11 protein-coding genes are annotated in these 20,410 nt (G+C 72.1%); 9 read left to right on the forward strand and 2 right to left on the reverse strand.

All coding sequences use genetic code 11. The annotated features are described in order from the left end of the window. Positions 1 to 92: 92 nt before the first annotated feature. Positions 93 to 941, reverse strand: coding sequence for a 30S ribosomal protein S2 (gene rpsB / locus QFW80_RS16350; protein ID WP_280603029.1), 849 nt, complete (start codon positions 939 to 941; stop codon positions 93 to 95). 392 nt (positions 942 to 1,333) lie between these two features. On the opposite strand from rpsB, the gene map reads away from it, so the two are divergent. The 5 genes from map (at position 1,334) to dapE (ending at position 7,191) form a co-directional block, all read left to right on the forward strand. Beyond that, positions 1,334 to 2,110 (forward strand): type I methionyl aminopeptidase, encoded by a 777-nt coding sequence (map, locus tag QFW80_RS16355; RefSeq protein WP_280603030.1) that lies wholly within the window; start codon positions 1,334 to 1,336, stop codon positions 2,108 to 2,110. A gap of 2 nt (positions 2,111 to 2,112) precedes the next feature. Beyond that, positions 2,113 to 4,731 carry a [protein-PII] uridylyltransferase gene (glnD, locus tag QFW80_RS16360; RefSeq protein ID WP_280603032.1) on the forward strand — a complete coding sequence of 873 codons (2,619 nt, stop codon included), beginning with the start codon at positions 2,113 to 2,115 and terminating at the stop codon, positions 4,729 to 4,731. Then, positions 4,728 to 5,567 (forward strand): 2,3,4,5-tetrahydropyridine-2,6-dicarboxylate N-succinyltransferase, encoded by an 840-nt coding sequence (dapD, locus tag QFW80_RS16365; RefSeq protein WP_280603033.1) that lies wholly within the window; start codon positions 4,728 to 4,730, stop codon positions 5,565 to 5,567. The genes glnD and dapD overlap by 4 nt, the downstream gene beginning before the upstream one ends. Positions 5,568 to 5,591: 24 nt before the next feature. Continuing rightward, positions 5,592 to 5,948 (forward strand): Spx/MgsR family RNA polymerase-binding regulatory protein, encoded by a 357-nt coding sequence (locus tag QFW80_RS16370; RefSeq protein ID WP_280603035.1) that lies wholly within the window; start codon positions 5,592 to 5,594, stop codon positions 5,946 to 5,948. A 100-nt stretch (positions 5,949 to 6,048) separates the two neighbouring features. Further along, the gene (gene dapE, locus QFW80_RS16375; RefSeq protein ID WP_280603037.1) at positions 6,049 to 7,191 is read left to right on the forward strand and encodes a succinyl-diaminopimelate desuccinylase; all 1,143 of its coding nucleotides are present in this window, start codon (positions 6,049 to 6,051) and stop codon (positions 7,189 to 7,191) included. A 24-nt stretch (positions 7,192 to 7,215) separates the two neighbouring features. On the opposite strand, the gene QFW80_RS16380 is transcribed toward dapE, so the two are convergent. Continuing rightward, the gene (locus QFW80_RS16380) at positions 7,216 to 9,141 is read right to left on the reverse strand and encodes an ABC1 kinase family protein (protein ID WP_425603590.1); all 1,926 of its coding nucleotides are present in this window, start codon (positions 9,139 to 9,141) and stop codon (positions 7,216 to 7,218) included. Positions 9,142 to 9,201: 60 nt separating this feature from the next. Between QFW80_RS16380 and asnB the strand changes: the two genes are divergently transcribed. The 4 genes from asnB to QFW80_RS16400 all read left to right on the forward strand — a co-directional run. Beyond that, positions 9,202 to 10,914, forward strand: coding sequence for an asparagine synthase B (asnB, locus tag QFW80_RS16385; RefSeq protein WP_280603040.1), 1,713 nt, complete (start codon positions 9,202 to 9,204; stop codon positions 10,912 to 10,914). 119 nt (positions 10,915 to 11,033) lie between these two features. Continuing rightward, on the forward strand, positions 11,034 to 11,852 hold the full coding sequence (locus QFW80_RS16390) for a DsbC family protein (protein WP_280603042.1): 819 nt from the start codon (positions 11,034 to 11,036) through the stop codon (positions 11,850 to 11,852). 88 nt (positions 11,853 to 11,940) lie between these two features. Continuing rightward, positions 11,941 to 15,948 carry a phosphoribosylformylglycinamidine synthase gene (purL, locus tag QFW80_RS16395; protein ID WP_280603044.1) on the forward strand — a complete coding sequence of 1,336 codons (4,008 nt, stop codon included), beginning with the start codon at positions 11,941 to 11,943 and terminating at the stop codon, positions 15,946 to 15,948. A gap of 626 nt (positions 15,949 to 16,574) precedes the next feature. After that, positions 16,575 to 20,410: ESPR-type extended signal peptide-containing protein (locus tag QFW80_RS16400; RefSeq protein WP_280603045.1), on the forward strand; the 3,836-nt coding region annotated here is incomplete at its 3' end.

Below are 20,410 nucleotides of genomic sequence, written 5' to 3' on the forward strand. Positions count from 1 at the left end.
GGGGCCCGCCGCGGGAGTCTGGACGGCCGAGATGGGGCCAGCCGCCTCGATCGCAACCGCGCCCACGATGGCGCGGTTGCGTTGCCGCGGAATTACCCGGCGGCCGGGGCCTCGTCGGCCTTGGGGGCGTCGCCGCCCTCGGTGCCTGCGGCAGTCGCTTCGGCATTGCCGTTGGCGGCCTTCTTCGCCGGTGCGCGGCGGGCCGGCTTGCCTTCACCCTCGGCGAAGTCGTCCTCGCGCACGTTGGCCGCGTTCGGCGCCGCGGCCTTGCCCTCGAGCACGGCGTCGGCGGCGGCGCGCGCGTACAGCTGCACCGCGCGGATGGCGTCGTCGTTGCCGGGGATGGCGTAGTCGACCAGGGCGGGGTCGTAGTTGGTGTCGACCACCGCGACCACCGGGATGCCGAGCTTCTTGGCTTCCTTGACCGCGATGTCCTCGTGGCCGATGTCGATCACGAACAGCGCGTCGGGCAGGCGGTTGAGGTCCTTCAGGCCGCCCAGCGAGGCCTCGAGCTTGTCGCGCTCGCGGCGCAGGCCCAGCACCTCGTGCTTGACCAGCTTCTCGAAGGTGCCGTCGGTCTCGGCCGCTTCCAGCTCCTTCAGGCGCGAGACCGACTGCTTGACGGTGCGGAAGTTGGTCAGCGTGCCGCCCAGCCAGCGCTGGGTCATGTACGGCATGCCGCAGCGCTCGGCTTCTTCCTTGATCGAGTCGCGCGCGCTGCGCTTGGTGCCGACGAACAGGATGATGCCGCGCTTCTGGGCGATGCCGGAGACGAAGTTCATCGCGTCGTTGAACAGCGGAACCGTCTTCTCGAGATTGATGATGTGGATCTTGCCGCGGGCACCGAAGATGTAGGGGGCCATCTTCGGGTTCCAGTAGCGCGTCTGGTGGCCGAAGTGGACGCCGGCTTCCAGCATCTGGCGCATGGTGATCTGGGGCATGGAACGGACTCCTGAGGTGGAACCCGCCGCCGCTGCGATGTGGGCGGTGCGCCTGCACGGGACAGGGCGCGGGGTTCCGGGGTTGGGCCTCCCCGCCGCCTCCGTGGCCAGATCCGGTGCGGTCCTGGCGGACCGTCCGGACACCCCGGCACGGGTGCTTGCAGCGGGTGTGTATTCGCCTGCGTCGGTGGACGCGATACCCGGCGTGGGCGGCTGGCCGGCACGGATGCGCCGGACACAGCCGCGGAAGGATAGCCGCCGCCGGGGCTGCTGGCAAACCCGGCCCTTTTCCCGGCAGGCGGGGCAGGGCGTCTCGCGGCCGCAGCCGGCGCCGCGCGGGTGGCGGTCCGGGCCCGCCGGCAGCGCGGGCCGAGGTCGGCGATAATGCGGCGATGACCATTTCCCTCAAGACCCCCGAACAGGTCGAGAAGATGCGCGTGGCCGGCCGCCTGGCCGCCGAGGTGCTGCAGGTCGTGGCCGAACACGTGAAGCCCGGCGTGAGCACCGACGAGCTGGACCGCATCTGCCACGACCACATCGTGAACGTGCAGAAGGCCACCCCGGCCAACCTGGGCTACAAGGGCTACCCCAAAACCACCTGCATCTCGGCCAACAACGTCATCTGCCACGGCATCCCCAGCGAGGCCAAGGTGCTCAAGGACGGCGACATCATCAATATCGACGTGACCGTCATCAAGGACGGCTGGCACGGCGACACCAGCCGGATGTACTACGTCGGCACGCCCTCGGTGATGGCCCGCCGGCTGGTGGAGGCGACCCGCGAGGCGATGTTCCGCGGCATCCGCGCGGTACGGCCCGGCGCCACACTGGGTGATGTCGGCCACGCGATCCAGGAATTCGCGGAAGGCCAGCGCTTCAGCGTGGTGCGCGAGTACTGCGGCCACGGCATCGGCGCGGTCTACCACGAAGACCCGCAGGTGCTGCACTACGGGAGGCCGGGCGAGGGCCTGGCGTTGCAGCCGGGGATGACCTTCACCATCGAGCCGATGATCAACGAGGGCTCGCGCCACACCCGCCTGCTGCCCGACGGCTGGACCGTGGTGACCAAGGACCGCAAGCTCTCCGCGCAGTGGGAGCACACCGTGCTGGTGACCCAGGACGGGGTGGAGATCCTGACCCGCCTGCCCGGCGACGATAACGACCTCTGATCGTGGCGGCAGCCTCCGACCAGGGCGGCGATCCGGCCGCGCGCGGCGGCGAGGACGCGACCTGGGCCGCGGTGGCGGCCGAGAGCCTGCGCGCCCAGGACGCCGGCTTCGCCCAGCGCTTCGACGCCGACGGCGACATCGAGCGCCTGCTGATGGCGCGAGTCATCGCGGTCGACGGCCTGGTCCGCCAGGCCTGGTCGCGCACGATCCCCGCCGACGCCGACCTGACCCTGTTCGCGATCGGCGGCTACGGGCGCGGCGAACTGTTCCCGCGCTCGGACATCGACCTGCTGGTGGTGGTGGGCGAGGGCGCCGGCGAGGCCGACACCGCCGCGCTGTCGCGCCTGTTCGCGATCCTGTGGGACGTGGGCCTGCCGGTGGGCCACGCCGTACGCACCCTGGACGAATGCACCCGCGCGGCGGCCGGGGACATCACGGTGATGACCTCGCTGATCGAGGCGCGGCCGCTGGTCGCCACGCCCGAGATGGCGGCGCGGCTGGAGGCGGCGGTCGGCGTGGACCGGGTGTGGCCGGCGCGCGAGTTCTTCGAAGCCAAGCGCGAGGAGCTGCGCCAGCGACACGCCCGCTTCGGCGACACCGCCGACAACCTCGAGCCCAACATCAAGGAAGGCCCGGGCGGGTTGCGCGACATCCACACCCTGCGCTGGATGGCGCGGCGCGTGTTCGGCGTGCGCGACATCGAATCGCTGATCCCGCTGGGCCACCTGGGCCTGGACGAGTACTCCGCGCTCGAGCGCGAATGGCGGGTGCTGGCGCGGCTGCGCTACGGCCTGCACCTGGTGGCGGGCAAGCGCGAGGAGCGCCTGCGCTTCGACTACCAGAAGGCGCTGGCCGCGCGCCTGCAGCACATCGACGATGCGGACAACGCCGCGATCGAACGGATGATGCAGGGCTTCTACCGCAGCGCCGCGATCGTGCTGCGCATCGGCGAGCGGCTGCTGCAGCGCTTCGAGGAGCAGATCGAGGGCGACGTGGAAGCGGTGCCGCTGGACGCGGAGTTCGCGATGAAGCGCGGCTACCTGGTGGCGCGCGACGAATTCTGGCCCGGTGGCGACATGGCGCGCGTGTTCTGGCTGTTCGCGCTGTGGGCCGACCATCCGGGCGCCAAGGGGCTGCACTCGCGCACCGCGCGCGCGCTGGCCGAATCGCTGCATGCGCTGCCGGCCTTCGAGTCGGCCTCGCCGGAGCTGCGCCAGGACTTCGTCGCCCTGCTGCGCGGGCCCGGCCCGGTGCGTTCGCTCGAACGCATGGCCCGGCTGGGCGTGCTCGGGCGCTGGCTGCCGGCGTTCGCGCAGGTCTCCGGGCGCATGCAGTTCGACCTGTTCCACGTCTACACGGTGGACCAGCACACGCTGGCGGTGCTGCGCAACCTGGCCTCGTTCTCCACCGGCATCCCGGACGAGCGCTTCTCGATGGCGCACGAGGTCTGGCCGCTGCTGCGCAAGCCCGAGTTGCTGCTGATCGCGGGCCTGTTCCACGACATCGCCAAGGGCCGCGGCGGCGACCATTCCGAACTCGGCGCAGTCGACGCGCGCGCGTTCTGCCAGGCCCACGGCTACGGCGAGACCGACACCGCGCTGGTGGAGTGGCTGGTGCTCAAGCACCTGCTGATGTCGACCACCGCGCAGAAGCAGGACATCTCCGATCCGGCGGTGATCCACCGCTTCGCGGTGGAGGTGGCCGACCGCGAACGCCTGGACTACCTGTACCTGCTGACCTGCGCCGACATCGCCGGCACCTCGCCGCAGCTGTGGAACGCGTGGAAGGACCGCCTGCTGGCCGACCTGCGCATCGCCACCCGCTACGCGCTGCGGCGCGGGCTGGAGCACCGCATCGGCGCCGCCGAGCGCATCGCCGAGACCCGCGACAAGGTGACGGGGCTGCTGGTGGCCGAAGGCGTGGACGGCATTCCCGGGCTGTTCGCGCGCATGCCCGACGCCAGCTTCCTGCGCGCGCGCGCCGACCAGGTGGTGTGGCAGGCGCTGTCGCTGCGCGACGTGCCCGCCGGCGGCACCGTGGTGCGGGTGCGCCGGGTGGCGGGCGCGGGCGAGGCGCTGGAGGTGTTCGTGCACGCGCCCGACCGCGACGGGCTGTTCGCCGCGATCGTGATCACCCTGGACCGGCTGGGCCTGGCGATCCAGCAGGCGCGCGCGCTCGACGGTCCGGGGCACACCATCTTCGACACCTTCGAGGTGCTCTCGGTGGACCAGCGCCATGCGCCCGACCTGGTGGCGATCGAACGCAAGCTGGCCACGGTGCTGGCAGGCTCGCTCGACGTGCGGCCGGCGCGGCGCGCGCAGCCGCGCCACCTGCGCCATTTCCGGGTGGCGCCGCAGGTGGATTTCGACACCGCCGCCGATGGCCGGCGCACGGTGATGAGCCTGGTGTGCACCGACCGGCCCGGCCTGCTCGCCGACATCGCGCTGGTCCTGCGCGAGCAGCGGGTGCGCGTGCACGACGCGCGCATCGCCACCTTCGGCGCGCGCGCCGAGGACGTCTTCCTGATCAGCGACCGGCAGGACCGGGCGCTGGACGAATCCCTGTGCGCCGCCCTGCGCGACGCGCTCCACCACGGCATCGACGGAGAACACACGGCATGACGGCAGCGGCAACGGACACGCAGCGTACGATCGAGGATGCGTGGGAGCGACGCACGGCGCTGTCGCCCGAGGAGATCGGGGACGTCGTCAGGCCGGCGGTGGAGCAGGCGATGGCCGGACTGGAGCGCGGCGAGCTGCGCGTGGCCGAACCCGGCGCGGATGGCTGGCGGGTCAACGAGTGGCTGAAGAAGGCGGTACTGCTGTACTTCCGGGTCAACGACATGGCGGTGGTCGACGCGCAGCCGGCGCCGTTCTGGGACAAGGTCGAGGCGCGCTTCGCCGGCTTCGACGCCGCGCGCTTCAAGGCCATGGGCGTGCGCGTGGTGCCGGGCGCGGTCGCGCGGCGCGGCACCTATTTCGGCCGCGACGTGGTCCTGATGCCGAGCTTCGTCAACATCGGCGCCTACGTCGGCGAGGGCACGATGGTCGATACCTGGGCGACCGTGGGCTCTTGCGCGCAGATTGGCAGGCACGTGCACCTGTCCGGCGGCGCCGGCATCGGCGGCGTGCTCGAGCCGCTGCAGGCAAGCCCGACGATCATCGAGGACCACTGCTTCATCGGCGCGCGCTCGGAAGTCGTCGAGGGCGTCGTGGTCGGGCACCACAGCGTGATCGGCATGGGCGTGTTCCTCGGCCAGTCCACCCGCATCTACAACCGCGCCACCGGCGAGGTCGGCTACGGCTACGTGCCCCCGGGCAGCGTGGTGGTGTCCGGCCAGCTGCCGGCGAAGGACGGCTCGCACTCGCTGTACTGCGCGGTGATCGTCAAGCAGGTGGACGAGAAGACGCGGGGCAAGACGAGCGTCAACGACCTGCTGCGCGGCCTGGCCGACTGATCCGTCTCCGAGGACGCCCCGCCCATGACCACGCTCTACGGCCTGAAGAACTGCGATACCTGCCGCAAGTCCACGAAGTGGCTGGACCGCTTCGGCATCGCGCACCGCTTCGTCGACTACCGGGACGAGAAGCCCACGCCCGAGATGCTGGTGGAGTGGGCGCGCCAGCTGGGCGGCTTCCCGGCGATGGTCAACAAGTCGTCGACCACCTGGCGGCAACTGCCCGACACCCGCAAGGCGGCGGCCAGCGACGCGGAATGGAAGCTGCTGCTGCGCGAGTATCCGCAGCTGGTCCGGCGCCCTGTGGTGGTGACCGACGACGGCGTGGTGACGCAGGGCTTCAGCGACAACGGGTTCAAGAAGCGGTTCGGCATCGCCTGACCGCCGTGGATGGCGATGCGCGGGGAACGACGCGCCGATCGCCGGGCAGGGCGCGTGCCCACCGGGTCTCCGAACCGTTCCGCAGCCTGGAGTGTGTGGCATGTCCGACGTCCTCGACCTCACCTGCGAGCTGATCTCGCGCCCGTCGGTCACGCCCGACGATGCCGGCTGCCAGGCGCTGGTCGCCGCGCGCCTGGCGCGCGCCGGCTTTGCGATCGAGTCGATGCGCTTCGGCGAGGTCGACAACCTCTGGGCCACGCACGGGCAGGGTGCACCGGTGCTGGTGCTGCTGGGCCATACCGATGTCGTGCCTCCCGGACCGCGCGAGGCCTGGACAACGGATCCGTTCGCGCCCGAGATCCGCGACGGCGTGCTGTACGGACGCGGCGCGGCCGACATGAAGAGCGGCGTGGCGGCGTTCGTCGTCGCGGCCGAACGGTTCGTCGCCGCGCACCCGGACCATGCCGGCACGCTCGCGCTGCTGCTGACGTCCGACGAGGAAGGCGATGCGATCGACGGCGTGCGCCGGGTCGCGCGCACGTTCGAAGCGCGCGGCACGCGCATCGACTGGTGCATCACCGGCGAGCCTTCGTCGACGCGGACGCTGGGCGACCTGCTGCGCGTCGGCCGCCGCGGCAGCCTGTCGGCCACGCTCACGGTCCGCGGCGTGCAGGGCCACGTCGCGTACCCGGACCAGGCGCGCAACCCGATCCACCTCGCGGCGCCGGCGCTGGCCGAACTGGTCGCGCGGCGCTGGGACGAGGGCTTCGAATCCTTCCCGCCCACCAGCCTGCAGGTCAGCAACATCGCCGCCGGTACCGGCGCCGGCAACGTGATTCCCGGCACGGCGACGGTGCAGTTCAACCTGCGCTACACGCCGCACTGGGACGCGCCGCGGCTGGAGGCCGAAGTCGCCGCGCTGCTGGATCGCCACGCGTTGGACTACGCGATCGCCTGGCACCGCAGCGGCGAGCCGTTCTACACCCCGGAAGGCCCGCTGCGCGCAGCGGCGCGCGAGGTGCTCGCCGCGTTCGCCGGCGCGCCGCCGGAGGAGAGCACCGGCGGCGGCACCTCGGACGCGCGCTTCATCGCGCCGCTCGGTGCGCAGTGCATCGAGATCGGCCCGGTCAACGCCAGCATCCACCAGGTCGACGAGCACGTGCGCGTGGAAGACCTGGAGGCGCTGCCCGAGCTTTTCCTCCAGCTGGTCGAACGCCTGCTCGCGCCGCCCGCCGCCGCGTGAGCCGGCGGTGTTGCGCGGCGCGCGCTATTCCGCCCCGGTGCGCTCGACCGGTCGCGCGCGGCGATCGTGCCGCATCGCGCTGACCACCAGTGTCAGACCCAGCACCGCCGCGACCAGGAACATCAGCATCGCCAGCGCCGGATACCCCATCAAGGTGGGCCCGACCTCCAGCCGCATCATCTGGGTCGACGACAGCAGCAGCGCCGCGATCACCACCGCGGAGGCGATGCGGTTGGCGATCTTCTGCAGGTTTTCCATCAGGCGCGAATCGTCCAGCCCGTCCAGCCGGATCTGCATCCGGTTGGCGGCCAGCAGCGACAGGGTGTCCGACAGCTTGCGCGGCGCCTCGCGCACCAGCTCCTGCAGCTCCATCGCCTCGGTCGCCAGGTTGGCCGGCGACAGCGCCTTGCGCAGGCGGTCGCGCATCAGCGACTGCAGGTGGGCCTCGATCTCGCGCCGCACGTCCACGTCCGGCGCCAGTGCATCGACCACCCGTTCCAGGTTGAGCAGGGTCTTGCCGAGCAGGCTGATCTCCGGCGGCGTGCGCAGGCCGCACTCGGTGGCGCGGCGCACCAGGTCCAGCATCATCCGGCCTTCGGACGAGCGCCGGGTGGCGCTGGCGTAGCGCGCCACGACCTGCGAGATCTCGCGCACGTAGGTGCTTTCGTCGAAGTCCTCCAGGCGCGTGCCCAGCGCCACCAGTTCGCGCGCCACGTCCTCGCCGCGGCCGTCGACGGCGGCGAACACCAGCTTGAGCAGGCGCTCGCGCTGGCGCGGCGGGATGGTGGCGACCATGCCCAGGTCGATCAGCGCGATGCGCCCGTCCGGGCACAGCAGCACGTTGCCCGGGTGCGGGTCGGCGTGGATGTCGCCGTGTACGAACACCTGGTCGAGGTAGGCGTGCAGCAGCTCGGCGGTCACCGGCCCGGTGTCCTGCTCGGTGCGGCGCAGCCCGCTGATGCGGGTGACGTTGATGCCGTCGATCCAGTCCATCACCAGCAGCCGCGGCGTGACGTAGTCCCACAGCGGGCGCGGCACGCGCAGGCGCGCGTAGCCGGCCAGGTGGCGGCCGAAACGGTCGAGGTTTTCGGCCTCGATGCGGTAGTCCAGCTCGTCCAGGATCGCCTTGCGGAACTCGGTGATCCAGTCGGCCAGGCGCAGGCGGCGTCCGGCGTCGGTGAAGGTGTCGGCGGTCCCGGCCAGGCGCGCCAGCACGTCGAGGTCGGTGCGCACCGCGCCGGCGACGTCCGGGCGCTGGATCTTCAGCGCCACCACGCGGCCGTCGTGCAGCGTCGCGCGGTGCACCTGCGCCAGCGAGGCCGCGGCCATCGGCTCGGGATCGATCTGGGCGAACACCTTGCTGGCGCGCACCCCGAGTTCCTTCTCCAGCAGGGCCTCGATGTCGTCGATCGAGGCCGGCGTGGCGTTGTCCTGGGTGCGCTCGAGCGCCACGATCCAGGCCGCCGGCACCAGGTCGGGGCGGGTCGACAGCGCCTGCCCCAGCTTGACGAACGCCGGCCCCATCGCCTCGAGGTCGGCGACGAAGCGCTCGGCCAGCGCATCGCTGCCGATGTCGGTCGCGTCGTCCTCGTGCACGTCGCCCAGGTCGAGCCCGGTCAGGATGCCGGCGCGGCGGTAGCGCGCGAGCATCGCGATCACCTGGGAGGTCCGGGACAGCCGCTGCATGGTCTCGCTCAAGATCGTGGTCCCCGTCGCGTCGCCGGCCCGCGGCCAGCCCGCCGGCGAGTATTCCGGCGCGGCGGTGACGGTTGTGTCTGCAACTGTTGCAAGTCGCCGCCCGGCCGGGGTACGTTCGCCGCATGGCCCTGCAGACCGCCCCCGCCGCGAACTCGAACCGCAATTGCAATGCGGCGAACAATCGCACCCGTGCGGCGGGCTGCAGCCAGGCGTAGAGTCCACCGGATCCACGTCTTCCATGCAGGCCCGCATCGCAAGGTGCGGGCCTTTTCGTATGCGCGCGGCGCGGCCGCCATCAGGGAGTAGCGTTCCATGTGTTCGATCTTCGGCATGTTCGGGCTGCAGCCCGACGACGACATCCCCGCGCTGCGGCGGCAGGCGCTGGAGCTGTCGCAGAAGCAACGCCACCGCGGCCCGGACTGGAGTGGCGTCTACGACGACGCCGGCGCGATCCTGGTGCACGAGCGGCTGGCGATCGTCGATCCGGCAGGCGGCTCGCAGCCGCTGCGCTCGGCCGAGGGCGACCTGGTGCTGGCGGTCAATGGCGAGATCTACAACCACCGCGAACTCAAGTCCGAGCTGGGCGAGGGCTACGCCTTCCAGACCGGTTCGGACTGCGAGGTGATCAACGCGCTGTACCGGCAGAGCGATCCCGACGGCGATGGCCCGGCGGCGTTCCTCGAACGGCTCAACGGGATCTTCGCCTTCGCCCTGTGGGACGCGGCGCGCGGGCGGGTGCTGGTCGCACGCGATCCGATCGGCGTGGTGCCGCTGTACTGGGGCCACGACCGCGCCGGCCGGCTGTGCGTGGCCTCGGAGATGAAGGCGCTGGCGCCGATCTGCGCCGACGTGGCCCAGTTCCCGCCCGGCCACTACTACGACTCCGCCACGCGCGCGCTGGTGCGCTACTACCGGCAGCCGTGGCGGGACTACGCGGCGGTGGAGGGGATGGAGGTGTCGCCGCGCGAACTGCGCGAGGCGTTCGAGGCCGCGGTGCACCGGCAGCTGATGAGCGACGTGCCGTACGGCGTGCTGCTTTCGGGCGGGCTGGATTCCTCGCTGGTCGCCGCCGTGGCCGCGCGTTATGCCCGCCGCCGGGTGGAGGACGACGACCGCAGCGAGGCCTGGTGGCCGCGGCTGCATTCGTTCGCGATCGGCCTGGAGGGATCGCCCGACCTCGCCGCGGCCGAGATCGCCGCCGAGGCCATCGGCACCGTCCACCACGGCTTCACCTACACCTTTCAGGAAGGCCTCGACGCGCTGCCGGAGGTGATCCGCCACATCGAGACCTACGACGTCACCACCATCCGCGCGTCCACGCCGATGTACCTGCTGGCGCGGCGGATCAAGGCGATGGGAGTGAAGATGGTGCTCTCTGGGGAGGGCAGCGACGAGGTGTTCGGCGGCTACCTCTACTTCCACAAGGCGCCCGATGCGCGTGAGTTCCACGAGGAGCTGATCCGCAAGCTCGACGCGCTCAACAACTACGACTGCCTGCGCGCGAACAAGTCGATGATGGCCTGGGGCGTGGAGCCGCGCGTGCCGTTTCTGGACCGCGAGTTCCTCGACGTGGCGATGCGCATGGACGCCGCGCACAAGATGGTGCGCAAGGGCGACCCCGGCCACCAGCGCATGGAGAAAGGCATCCTGCGCCACGCGTTCGAGGGTTATCTCCCCGAGTCGATCCTGTGGCGGCAGAAGGAACAGTTCAGCGACGGCGTGGGCTACGGCTGGATCGACGGCCTCAAGGCGCACGCCGAGGCACAGGTGAGCGACCGCGAACTGGCCGCCGCCGACCGCCGCTTTCCGGTCAACCCGCCGCAGACCAAGGAGGCGTACTACTACCGGATGCTGTTCGAGCAGTGCTATCCGGGCGCGGCCTGCGCGGAGACGGTCCCGGGCGGCAAGTCCATCGCCTGTTCCTCGCCCGCCGCGATCGCGTGGGATGCCAGCTTCGCGGCTATGGCCGACCCCTCGGGGCGCGCGGTCGCGGGCGTGCACGCGCAGGCGGTGGCGGCCGGCTGAGCGCGTGGGGCGGGAGTCGGACCGAGCCCGCGACGCCGGGGCCTGTGTCATGGGCGCCCCGGACAGGCATGCGACAATCCGGGCCTCCCCCGCCGAACGCGTCCGCGCGCCGACTTCCGATGCCCCTGAAGCCCAGCCTGCTGTTCTCCGTCCTGTGTGTCGCCAGCCTGTCCGCCTGTGCGCAGGCCCCGTCGTCCGACGCTGCGGAGGGGGAGAAGGGTGCGGCGCAGGCATCGGCCGCCGCGCCGGCGCCGATCGAGACCCGCCCGGGCACCCCGGAGGACCGCGCCCGCCAGGCGATCGAATCGATCAATCCGGCGATCCAGATCGACGCCATCGCCGCCGCGCCGCTGCCGGGCTTCCGCGAAGTGGTGGTGGGCGGGCAGACGGTGTACGTGAGCGACGACGGCAAGTACCTGCTGCAGGGCAGCCTGTTCGACGTCGAGGCCAAGCGCGACGTCAGCCAGGCCGGCGTGGCCGAGGTCCGCCGCAAGCTGATCGCCGACGTGCCCGAAGGCGACCGCATCGTGTTCGCGCCGACCAACCCGAAATACACCGTGTCGGTATTCACCGACGTCGAATGCGGCTACTGCCGCAAGCTGCACCAGGACATCGCCGAGTACAACAAGCGCGGCATCGCGGTCGAATACCTGGCCTTCCCGCGCATGGGCCTGAACACCCCCGACTACGACCTGATGGTCTCGGTGTGGTGCGCGCCCGACCGGCGCAAGGCGCTCACCGATGCCAAGGAGGGCAACCGCGTGCCGCCGCGTACCTGCGACAACCCGGTCGCCCGGCAGTACGCGCTCGGCCAGCGCGTGGGCCTGACCGGCACCCCGATGATCATCACCGAGAGCGGCGTGCAGATGCCCGGTTACATGCCGCCCGATGCGCTGCTGGCGGCCCTGCAGCAGGTCGAGGCCGCGGACGGCGGCTGAGCCCGGTTCCCCGCCTGGCCGGGCCGCGCCGGGCGACCCGCGGCAAACCCCCTTACAATTGGCGGCCCGCTCCCAGCCTCTTCCGGACATGATCGTCCTCGAGGGCCTTCCGGCCCTGTCGCCGTTCCGACGCGAACGGCTTGAGCTCCGCCTGCAATCGGTTGCGCCCGAAGTCCGGATCGCCGGCGCCTGGCACGTGTACTGGATCGAGCCCGAGCCCGGTGCCGCGCCGGACCTGGCCGCGCTGCGGCGCATGCTCGAGGCCGGAGACGGCCGCGAGCCGCTGGCCGGAGGCGCGGTCTCGCGCTTCGTCTCGCCGCGGCTGGGCACGATTTCGCCGTGGGCGAGCAAGGCCACCGACATCGTCCGCGGCGCCGGGCAGCCGGTGCGCCGCGTCGAGCGCGGCACCCGCATCGACCTGGTCGGCTGGCCCGGCGATGCGGCGACCGTGGCGGCCCTGGGGCGCCAGCTGCACGATCCGATGACCCAGTCCCTGCTCGCCGCCAGCGACGATGCGGCGGGCCTGTTCGCGATCCCCGCGCGCGGCGCGGTGGAGCGCATCCCGCTGCCGGCGCTGGAAGCGGCCAATGCGCGCCTGGGCCTGGCCCTGGCCGCGGACGAGATCGAGTACCTGCGCGAGCGCTACGGCGAACTCGGCCGCGATCCGTCCGACGTCGAGCTGATGATGTTCGCGCAGGCCAACTCCGAGCACTGCCGGCACAAGATCTTCAACGCCTCGTGGACCGTGGACGGCGAGGACCAGCCGCTGTCGCTGTTCCGCATGATCCGCAACACGCACGCGAAGACCCCGCAGCACACGCTGTCGGCCTACAGCGACAACGCCGCGGTGGTGGAGGGCTATCCGGCCGCCCGGTTCCGGCCCGATCCGGCGAGCGGTGAGTACCGCGCGGAGGCCGTGGCCGACAGCGCGTTCTGCATCAAGGTCGAGACCCACAACCATCCCACCGCGATCTCGCCCTTTCCCGGTGCCAGTACCGGCGCCGGCGGCGAGATCCGCGACGAGGGGGCCACCGGCCGCGGTGGCAAGCCCAAGGCCGGCCTGACCGGCTTCAGTGTCTCTCACCTGCGCATTCCCACGCTGCCGCAGCCATGGGAGGCGCCGCGCGCGCTGAACCCGCGCATGGCGCCGGCGCTGGAGATCATGCTCGACGGTCCGCTCGGCGGCGCCGCGTTCAACAACGAGTTCGGGCGCCCGAACCTGCTCGGCTATTTCCGCAGCTTCGAGCTGCAGCACGACGGCGAGCCGGTGCGCGCCTACGACAAGCCGATCATGCTGGCCGGCGGGCTCGGCGCGATGGACCCGTCGATGGTCGAGAAGCGCACGCTGCGTCCGGGCGATGCGGTAGTGGTGCTCGGCGGCCCGGCGATGCTGATCGGCCTGGGCGGCGGCGCGGCGAGTTCGGTGGCCTCTGGCGAGAGCGCCGAGGACCTCGACTTCGCCTCGGTGCAGCGCGAGAACCCGGAGATGGAGCGCCGCTGCCAGGAAGTGATCGACCAGTGCGTGGCGATGGCCGAGCGCAACCCGATCGTCTCGATCCACGACGTCGGCGCGGGCGGCCTGTCGAACGCGATCCCCGAGCTGCTGCACGACTCGGGCGTGGGCGGCGTGATCGACCTCGACCGCGTGCCCAGCGACGATCCGTCGCTGTCGCCGATGCAGCTGTGGTGCAACGAATCGCAGGAGCGCTACGTGCTCGGCGTGCCGCAGGACCGGCTGGCCGAGTTCGCCGCGCTGTGCGAACGCGAGCGCTGCCCGTTCGCGGCGGTGGGCGTGGCGACGGCCGAGCAGCACCTGACCGTCGGCTACGGCGCCGGCGCCGGCGTCCTGCCTCATGTCCCGCGTTCGGTCGAAGGTGTCCGAGGGGCGGAGGGGGGCGAGCCGGCTGAACCCGCCGCGGAAGCCCGCCCGGCCGCGCCGGACGAGTCCACGCCCCCGGCCATCGACCTGCCGATGGACGTGCTGTTCGGCAAGGCGCCGAAGATGCATCGCGATGCCGCGCGGCCGGCCCCGGTGCGCTGGCGCATGCTCAACACCCAGCTGGTCGACCTGCGCGAGGCCGGCCTGCGCGTGCTGGCGCATCCGACCGTCGCGGCCAAGCAGTTCCTGGTGACCATCGGCGACCGCGCCGTCGGCGGGCTGACCGCGCGCGACCAGCTGGTCGGCCCGTGGCAGCTGCCGGTGGCCGACTGCGCGCTGACCCTGGCAGGCTTCGAAGGCACGGCCGGCGAGGCGATGGCGATCGGCGAGCGCACGCCGCTGGCGCTGATCGATGCCGCCGCCGCAGCGCGCATGGCCGTGGGCGAGGCGATCACCAACCTGTGCGCGGCGCCGGTCGAGGCGCTGGAGCGGGTCAAGCTGTCGGCCAACTGGATGGCCGCCGCCGGGCACCCGGGCGAGGATGCGAAGCTGTTCGACGCCGTGCACGCGGTGGGCATGGAGCTGTGCCCGGCGCTGGGCCTGAGCATTCCGGTGGGCAAGGATTCGCTGTCGATGCAGGTGCAGTGGACCGCGGCCGCCGACGCCGGTGCGTCCGCGCCTGCGGAGCCGACGACCGCGCACAAATCCGTTTCCCCGGTGTCGCTGATCGTCACCGCGTTCGCGCCGGTGGCCGACGTGGAGGCGCAGCTGACGCCGCTGCTCGATCGCGAGCTCGACAGCGAGCTGTGGCTGATCGGCCTGGGTGCTGGCAAGCAGCGGCTGGGCGGATCGATCCTGGCGCAGTGCTTCGACGCCTTCGGCGGCGCCTGCCCCGACCTGGACGAACCCGAGCGCCTGCGCGCGTTCTTCGAACTGGTCCGCGACGCGCGCGAGGCGGGACTGCTGCGCGCCTACCACGACCGCTCCGATGGCGGCACGTTCGCCACCCTGTGCGAGATGGCGTTCTGCTCGCGTCGCGGCCTGGACATCGACCTCGACGGCTGGGGCGAGGATCGCGCCGAGGACGTGCTGCGCACGCTGTTTTCCGAGGAGCTGGGCGCGGTGGTGCAGATCGCCTCCGACGACCGCGCCGAATTCGCCGACCTGGTCGCGCGCCATGGCCTGATCGAGTGCGCGCAGCGCATCGCGCGCCCGACCGGTTCCGGCCGCATCCGCGTGCTGCACGGCGAGCAGGCGCTGGCCGAGTGGTCGTGGCAGGAACTGTTCGACGCCTGGTGGTCGGTGAGCCACGCGATGCAGCGGCTGCGCGACAATCCCGACTGCGCCGACGAGGAGCGCGCGTCCGCGCGCGCGTTCGATGCGCCGGGCCTGGTGCCGATGCTCGGCTTCGATCCGGCCGAGGACATCGCCGCGCCGTACATCGGTACCGGCGCGCGGCCGCGGGTGGCGATCCTGCGCGAGCAGGGCGTCAACAGCCAGGTCGAGATGGCGGCCGGATTCGACCGCGCCGGCTTCGCGGCGGTGGACGTGCACATGAGCGACCTGGCGGCCGGGCGCATCGCGCTCGACGGCTTCGACGGCCTGGTCGCCTGCGGCGGGTTCAGCTATGGCGACGTGCTCGGCGCCGGACGCGGCTGGGCGACGTCGATCCTCGAACACGCGCCGCTGCGCGAGCAGTTCGCGGCGTTCTTCGCGCGCGGCGCGACGTTCTCGCTGGGCGTGTGCAACGGCTGCCAGATGATGGCGCAGCTGCGCGACATCATCCCCGGCGCGATGCACTGGCCGCGGTTCCTGCGCAACCGCAGCGAGCAGTTCGAAGGCCGGCTGGGCCTGCTCGAGGTGCTCGAATCGCCGTCGCTGTTCCTGGACGGCATGGCGGGATCGCGGATCCCGGTGGTGGTCGCGCACGGCGAGGGGCGCGCCACGTTCGATGCCGCGTCGGATGCGGCGTCTGCCCGCGTTGCCCTGCGCTACGTCGAAGGCGACGGCGCGCCGGCCACGCGCTATCCCGCCAACCCGAACGGGTCGGCGGAGGCGGTCGCGGGCGTCACCAGCGACGACGGCCGCGCCACCATCCTGATGCCGCATCCCGAGCGCACCCTGCGCCGCGCGAACTTCAGCTGGGCGCCGGCCGACTGGCCCGACGCCTCGCCTTGGATGCGGCTGTTCCGCAACGCCCGGAGGCATCTGGGGTGAACATGTGCGGGCGCGCAAGGCGCCCGCACGATCCCGGGGCTCCGGCGGTCCCGGCCGTGGCGCCATCCGCGCCGGGTGCGCACGCGCCGCGCGCGTCGCGAACCACGTTAACAAGCTGATGCAATGAATCCGCGCGCCCCGCCGCCGCGGAGATTCGTGTTGCGCCGCAGCGCGCCTGCCCATCGTTCAGCCGCACCGTTCGCGGTGCTTTCGTCCGTGGATCGTCCGTACCCCGCTCACGCCGGCGTCGAGACTACGTGAACGCATGGGCGGCTCCCCGGGTCAAGCGGTTTCGCCTGGAACATGTGAACGGATCGGCATCGGGTAGCCCAAGTCGTTGATTCCAGTGTCAATTCCTGTTCACTTTTGTCAACTAGTGACATTTTTGTCTGGAACGGCTTGACGAAAATTGTCAATCGCGGTGAGTATCCGTCACAGTCGCAAGTATTCGAGGAGCGTTCAGGAACAGCGCTGCCGCACCGCACATGGATGGCCATCCGCCCCGTCCGTCGCACGCGACACGCTTCCCCCGACGCCTCCCAGACGACCGATCTCCGCCGGGCGCTCCGCGCGTCCGTGCGTCGCTTTTACGGCGAATTCCGCAACCACGTCACGAGGGGCCATCGATGAACCGCATCTACACCAGGGTCTGGAACCAGTCCACCGGCGAAGTCGCCGTCGCATCCGAGCTGGCCAAGGCCAAGGGCAAGGGCAAGGGCGTCCGCCTGCTGCAGGCGGTCGTGGTGAGCGGTGCGATCGTGGCGGCGGGCGCCGTTGGCGCTCAGGGTCCCGGCAAGCCGGTGTCGAAGGGCCATCACCACGCAGCCAAGCCCCACGACCACGCCAAGGGGCCGCCGGCCAAGCTCGCCGATGCCTGTGGCAATGCGGTCGCCTCCGGCACCGCCGCCGTCGCCTGCGGCAATGGCGCGACCGCGAGTGGCGCGGGTTCGACGGCCGTCGGCAACGCCGCGCGCGCCACGGCCGCCAATGCCACGGCGCTGGGCAACAATGCCCGCGCCCTGCAGGCGAACACCACCGCAGTCGGCTCCAACGCGTGGGCCAACGGCACCGCGTCGACCGCGGTAGGCGGTTCGGCCCAGGCGATGGGGTCGCGCAGCACCGCCGTCGGCCAGGGCGCGCAGGCGCATTCGGAAGGCGCGGTGGCGATGGGCTTCAACGCCTACGTCGCGCCCGCCGCCGCCGGCAGCGTGGCGCTGGGCTACGGGGCCCGCGCCACCGAAGCCGGAGTGTTCTCGGTCGGCAATGGCGGCGGGGCCGGCTCGGTCGGCCCGGCCACGCGCCGGATCACCAACGTCAGCGACGGCGTCGCGGCCAGCGACGCGGCCACGGTCGGCCAGGTGGACGCGGTGGCCGGCGAGATCGGCGACGTCGCTGATGCGGTCGACGCGGTGGCGGAAGTTGCCGAACACACCGACCGCTACTTCAAGGCCGACGGTGCGGACGACGGCAGCGACGATGCCAGCATCGATGGCGAAGGCGCGGTCGCGGCCGGCGCGGGCGCGGTCGCCGATGGCGACGGCGCCGCAGCTTATGGCGCCGGCGCGCAGGCCACCAATGCCTACGCGACCGCGGTCGGCACCGACGCGTCCGCGTCCGGCCTCCAGTCCACCGCGGCCGGCTTCAACAGCAGTGCGTCGGGCGACGGCTCGGCCGCGTACGGCGGCTACAGCGTGGCCAGCGGCTTCGGCGCGAGCGCGCTGGGCTATGGCGCCGAGGCGACCTTCGCCGGCGCCACCGCGATCGGCTTCGGCGCCGTCGCGAGCAACTTCGATTCCCTCGCCGTCGGCGAATACGCGATCGCCAGCGGCGACAACGCCGTGGCCGTGGGTGGCGCGTTCTTCGGCCTGATCCCCACCGAAGCCTCCGGTGACTACGCCACCGCGGTCGGTGGCGGCGCCAGCGCCAGCGGCTTCAACAGCACCGCGCTGGGCAACTTCAGCGCGGCCGAAGGCGATGCCAGCCTCGCGCTCGGGTCCGACAGCACCGCTACCGGCGAGGGCAGCGTCGCCCTGGGCCAGGGCTCCGTGGCCGACCGCGACAACACAGTGTCGGTGGGTGCGGAGGGCGAGGAGCGCCAGATCACGAACGTGGCGGCGGGCACGGAAGGCACCGATGCGGTGAACGTGGACCAGCTGGAGGAGGCCACGGCGAGCAACCGCTACTTCCAGGCCACGGGCAACGATGCCGATCCGAGCGACGACGTCGGCGCGTATGCCGAGGGCGCGTACGCCACGGCGTCGGGCGAAGCGGCCAATGCCTACGGCGACGGCGCCTCGGCCTACGGCAGCGGTGCGTATGCCGAAGGCCAGAACGCGACGGCCTCGGGCTACAACGCGACCGCGGTGGCTGACGGCGCCACGGCGGTGGGCGGCAGCCTGTACTACGAGGACCCGGACACGGGCGAGGTGCTGCTGGACCAGACCACGACCGCGTCGGAAGTGGGCGCGAGCGCGTTCGGCGCCGGAGCGCAGGCCAACGGCGCGTTCAGCACCGCCAGCGGCGCGGCGGCTTCCGCCGACGGGCTGCAAGCCTCGGCGTACGGCTACAGCGCCACCGCGAGTTCTGACGCATCCAGCGCGCTTGGCGCCTTCAGCGAAGCCACCGGCGGCTTCGCCACGGCAGTGGGCTACGGCAGCGTGGCCAGCGGCGACTACGGCCTGGCGGTCGGCGGCATCGCCGACTACGGCGACCTGCTGATCGGGTTCCCGGGCCTGATCCTGCAGACCACCGAGGCGAGCGGCGTGGCCGCGACCGCGATCGGCAACGGCGCGTGGGCGACCGACATCGGCGCGACCGCCGTGGGCACCCTGGCCGAGGCCACGGGCGTGCAGACGACCTCGCTGGGCACCCTGGCGTATGCGACCGCCGACGGCGCGACCGCGCTGGGCAGCGGTTCGTCGAGCAGCGGCGTGGACTCCACCGCGGTGGGCTTCCTGGCCGGCGCGAGCGGCGAGAACAGCGTGGCCCTGGGTGCGAACTCGGAAGCCGACCGCGACAACACCGTATCGGTGGGCGCGGCCGGATCCGAGCGCCAGATCACCAACGTCGCCGCAGGCACCGAAGCCACCGACGCGGTGAACGTGGAGCAGCTCGAAGCGGTGACCGGCGACACGCGCTACTTCGCCGCCAGCGGTGGCGAGGGCAGTGACAACGCCGCATACGTGGAAGGCGAGTACGCGACCGCGTCGGGCGAGTCGGCCACGGCGACCGGGCAGGGCGCCTCGGCCTACGGCAGCGGCGCGTTCGCGCTGGCCGACACCGCGACCGCGGTGGGCTTCAACGCGGTGGCCGACCAGGCCAGCGCGCTGGCGGTGGGCGCCTCGTCCTCGGCGTTGGGCGAGTACGCCGTGGCCGTGGGCAGCGAGAGCGTGGCCGAGGGCTTCGCCGCGACCGCGACCGGTGCGGGGGCGATGGCCAGCGGCGAAGGCGCGACGGCGGCGGGTGCACTGTCGACGGCAAGCGGCGTGGAGTCGACCGCGGTGGGCGCGTTCGCCGAAGCCACGGGCGAACTGGCCACGGCGGCCGGCGCCGAGAGCGTGGCCTCGGGCAGCGAGTCCTCGGCGTTCGGCGCCCTGGCCTCGGCCTCGGACGACTACGCCACGGCCGTGGGCGGCCGCGCGGAGGCGTCGGGGTTCAACAGCACCTCGGTGGGCAGCTGGAGCGCGGCGTCGGGCTACAACGCCACGGCGCTGGGCGCCGATGCGGTGGCGGCCGGCGACGACAGCGTGGCGGTGGGCCAGTCGGCGCAGGCGACCGGCGCGGAGAGCGTGGCGGTGGGCGGCAGCTCGTTCCTGGGACTGTTCCCGACCGAGGCCTCGGGCGACTACTCGACGGCGGTGGGCGCGGGCGCCTGGGCGACCGGCACCAACGCCACCGCGCTGGGCAACTTCGCCACGGCAGAAGGCGAGGACAGCACCGCGCTGGGCGCGGGCAGCTACGCCAGCGCCAGCAATGCGGTGGCGCTGGGCGCGGGGTCGGAAGCCGACCGCGACAACAGCGTGTCGGTGGGCGCGGCAGGTGAAGAGCGCCAGATCACGAACGTGGCGGCGGCCACGGAAGCGACCGACGCGGTGAACCTGGGCCAGCTGGAAGAGGCCACGGCGAGCAACCGCTACTTCCAGGCGACCGGCAACGATGCCGATCCGAGCGACGACGTCGGCGCGTATGCCGAGGGCGCGTACGCCACGGCCTCGGGTGAAGCGGCGAACGCCTACGGCGACGGCGCCTCGGCCTACGGCAGCGGTGCGTATGCCGAAGGCCAGAACGCGACGGCGTCGGGCTACAACGCGACCGCGGTGGCCGACGGCGCCACGGCGGTGGGCGGCAGCCTGTACTACGAGGACCCGACCACGGGCGAGGTGCTGCTGGACCAGACCACGACCGCGTCGGAAGTGGGCGCGAGCGCGTTCGGCGCCGGCGCGCAGGCCAACGGTGCGTTCAG

This window comes from Luteimonas rhizosphaericola, from assembly GCF_029888045.1.
Classification (GTDB): Bacteria; Pseudomonadota; Gammaproteobacteria; order Xanthomonadales; family Xanthomonadaceae; genus Luteimonas; species Luteimonas rhizosphaericola.

What these genes read in the sequence shown, in the direction of transcription:
- QFW80_RS16390 (WP_280603042.1), top strand. Translation starts at nt 11,034, where the DNA reads ATGCCCCTGAAGCCCAGCCTGCTGTTCTCCGTCCTGTGTGTCGCCAGC.
- map (WP_280603030.1), top strand. Translation starts at nt 1,334, where the DNA reads ATGACCATTTCCCTCAAGACCCCCGAACAGGTCGAGAAGATGCGCGTG.
- purL (WP_280603044.1), top strand. Translation starts at nt 11,941, where the DNA reads ATGATCGTCCTCGAGGGCCTTCCGGCCCTGTCGCCGTTCCGACGCGAA.
- asnB (WP_280603040.1), top strand. Translation starts at nt 9,202, where the DNA reads ATGTGTTCGATCTTCGGCATGTTCGGGCTGCAGCCCGACGACGACATC.
- dapE (WP_280603037.1), top strand. Translation starts at nt 6,049, where the DNA reads ATGTCCGACGTCCTCGACCTCACCTGCGAGCTGATCTCGCGCCCGTCG.
- dapD (WP_280603033.1), top strand. Translation starts at nt 4,728, where the DNA reads ATGACGGCAGCGGCAACGGACACGCAGCGTACGATCGAGGATGCGTGG.
- QFW80_RS16370 (WP_280603035.1), top strand. Translation starts at nt 5,592, where the DNA reads ATGACCACGCTCTACGGCCTGAAGAACTGCGATACCTGCCGCAAGTCC.
- rpsB (WP_280603029.1), bottom strand. Translation starts at nt 941, where the DNA reads ATGCCCCAGATCACCATGCGCCAGATGCTGGAAGCCGGCGTCCACTTC.
- QFW80_RS16380 (WP_425603590.1), bottom strand. Translation starts at nt 9,141, where the DNA reads ATGCGGGCCTGCATGGAAGACGTGGATCCGGTGGACTCTACGCCTGGC.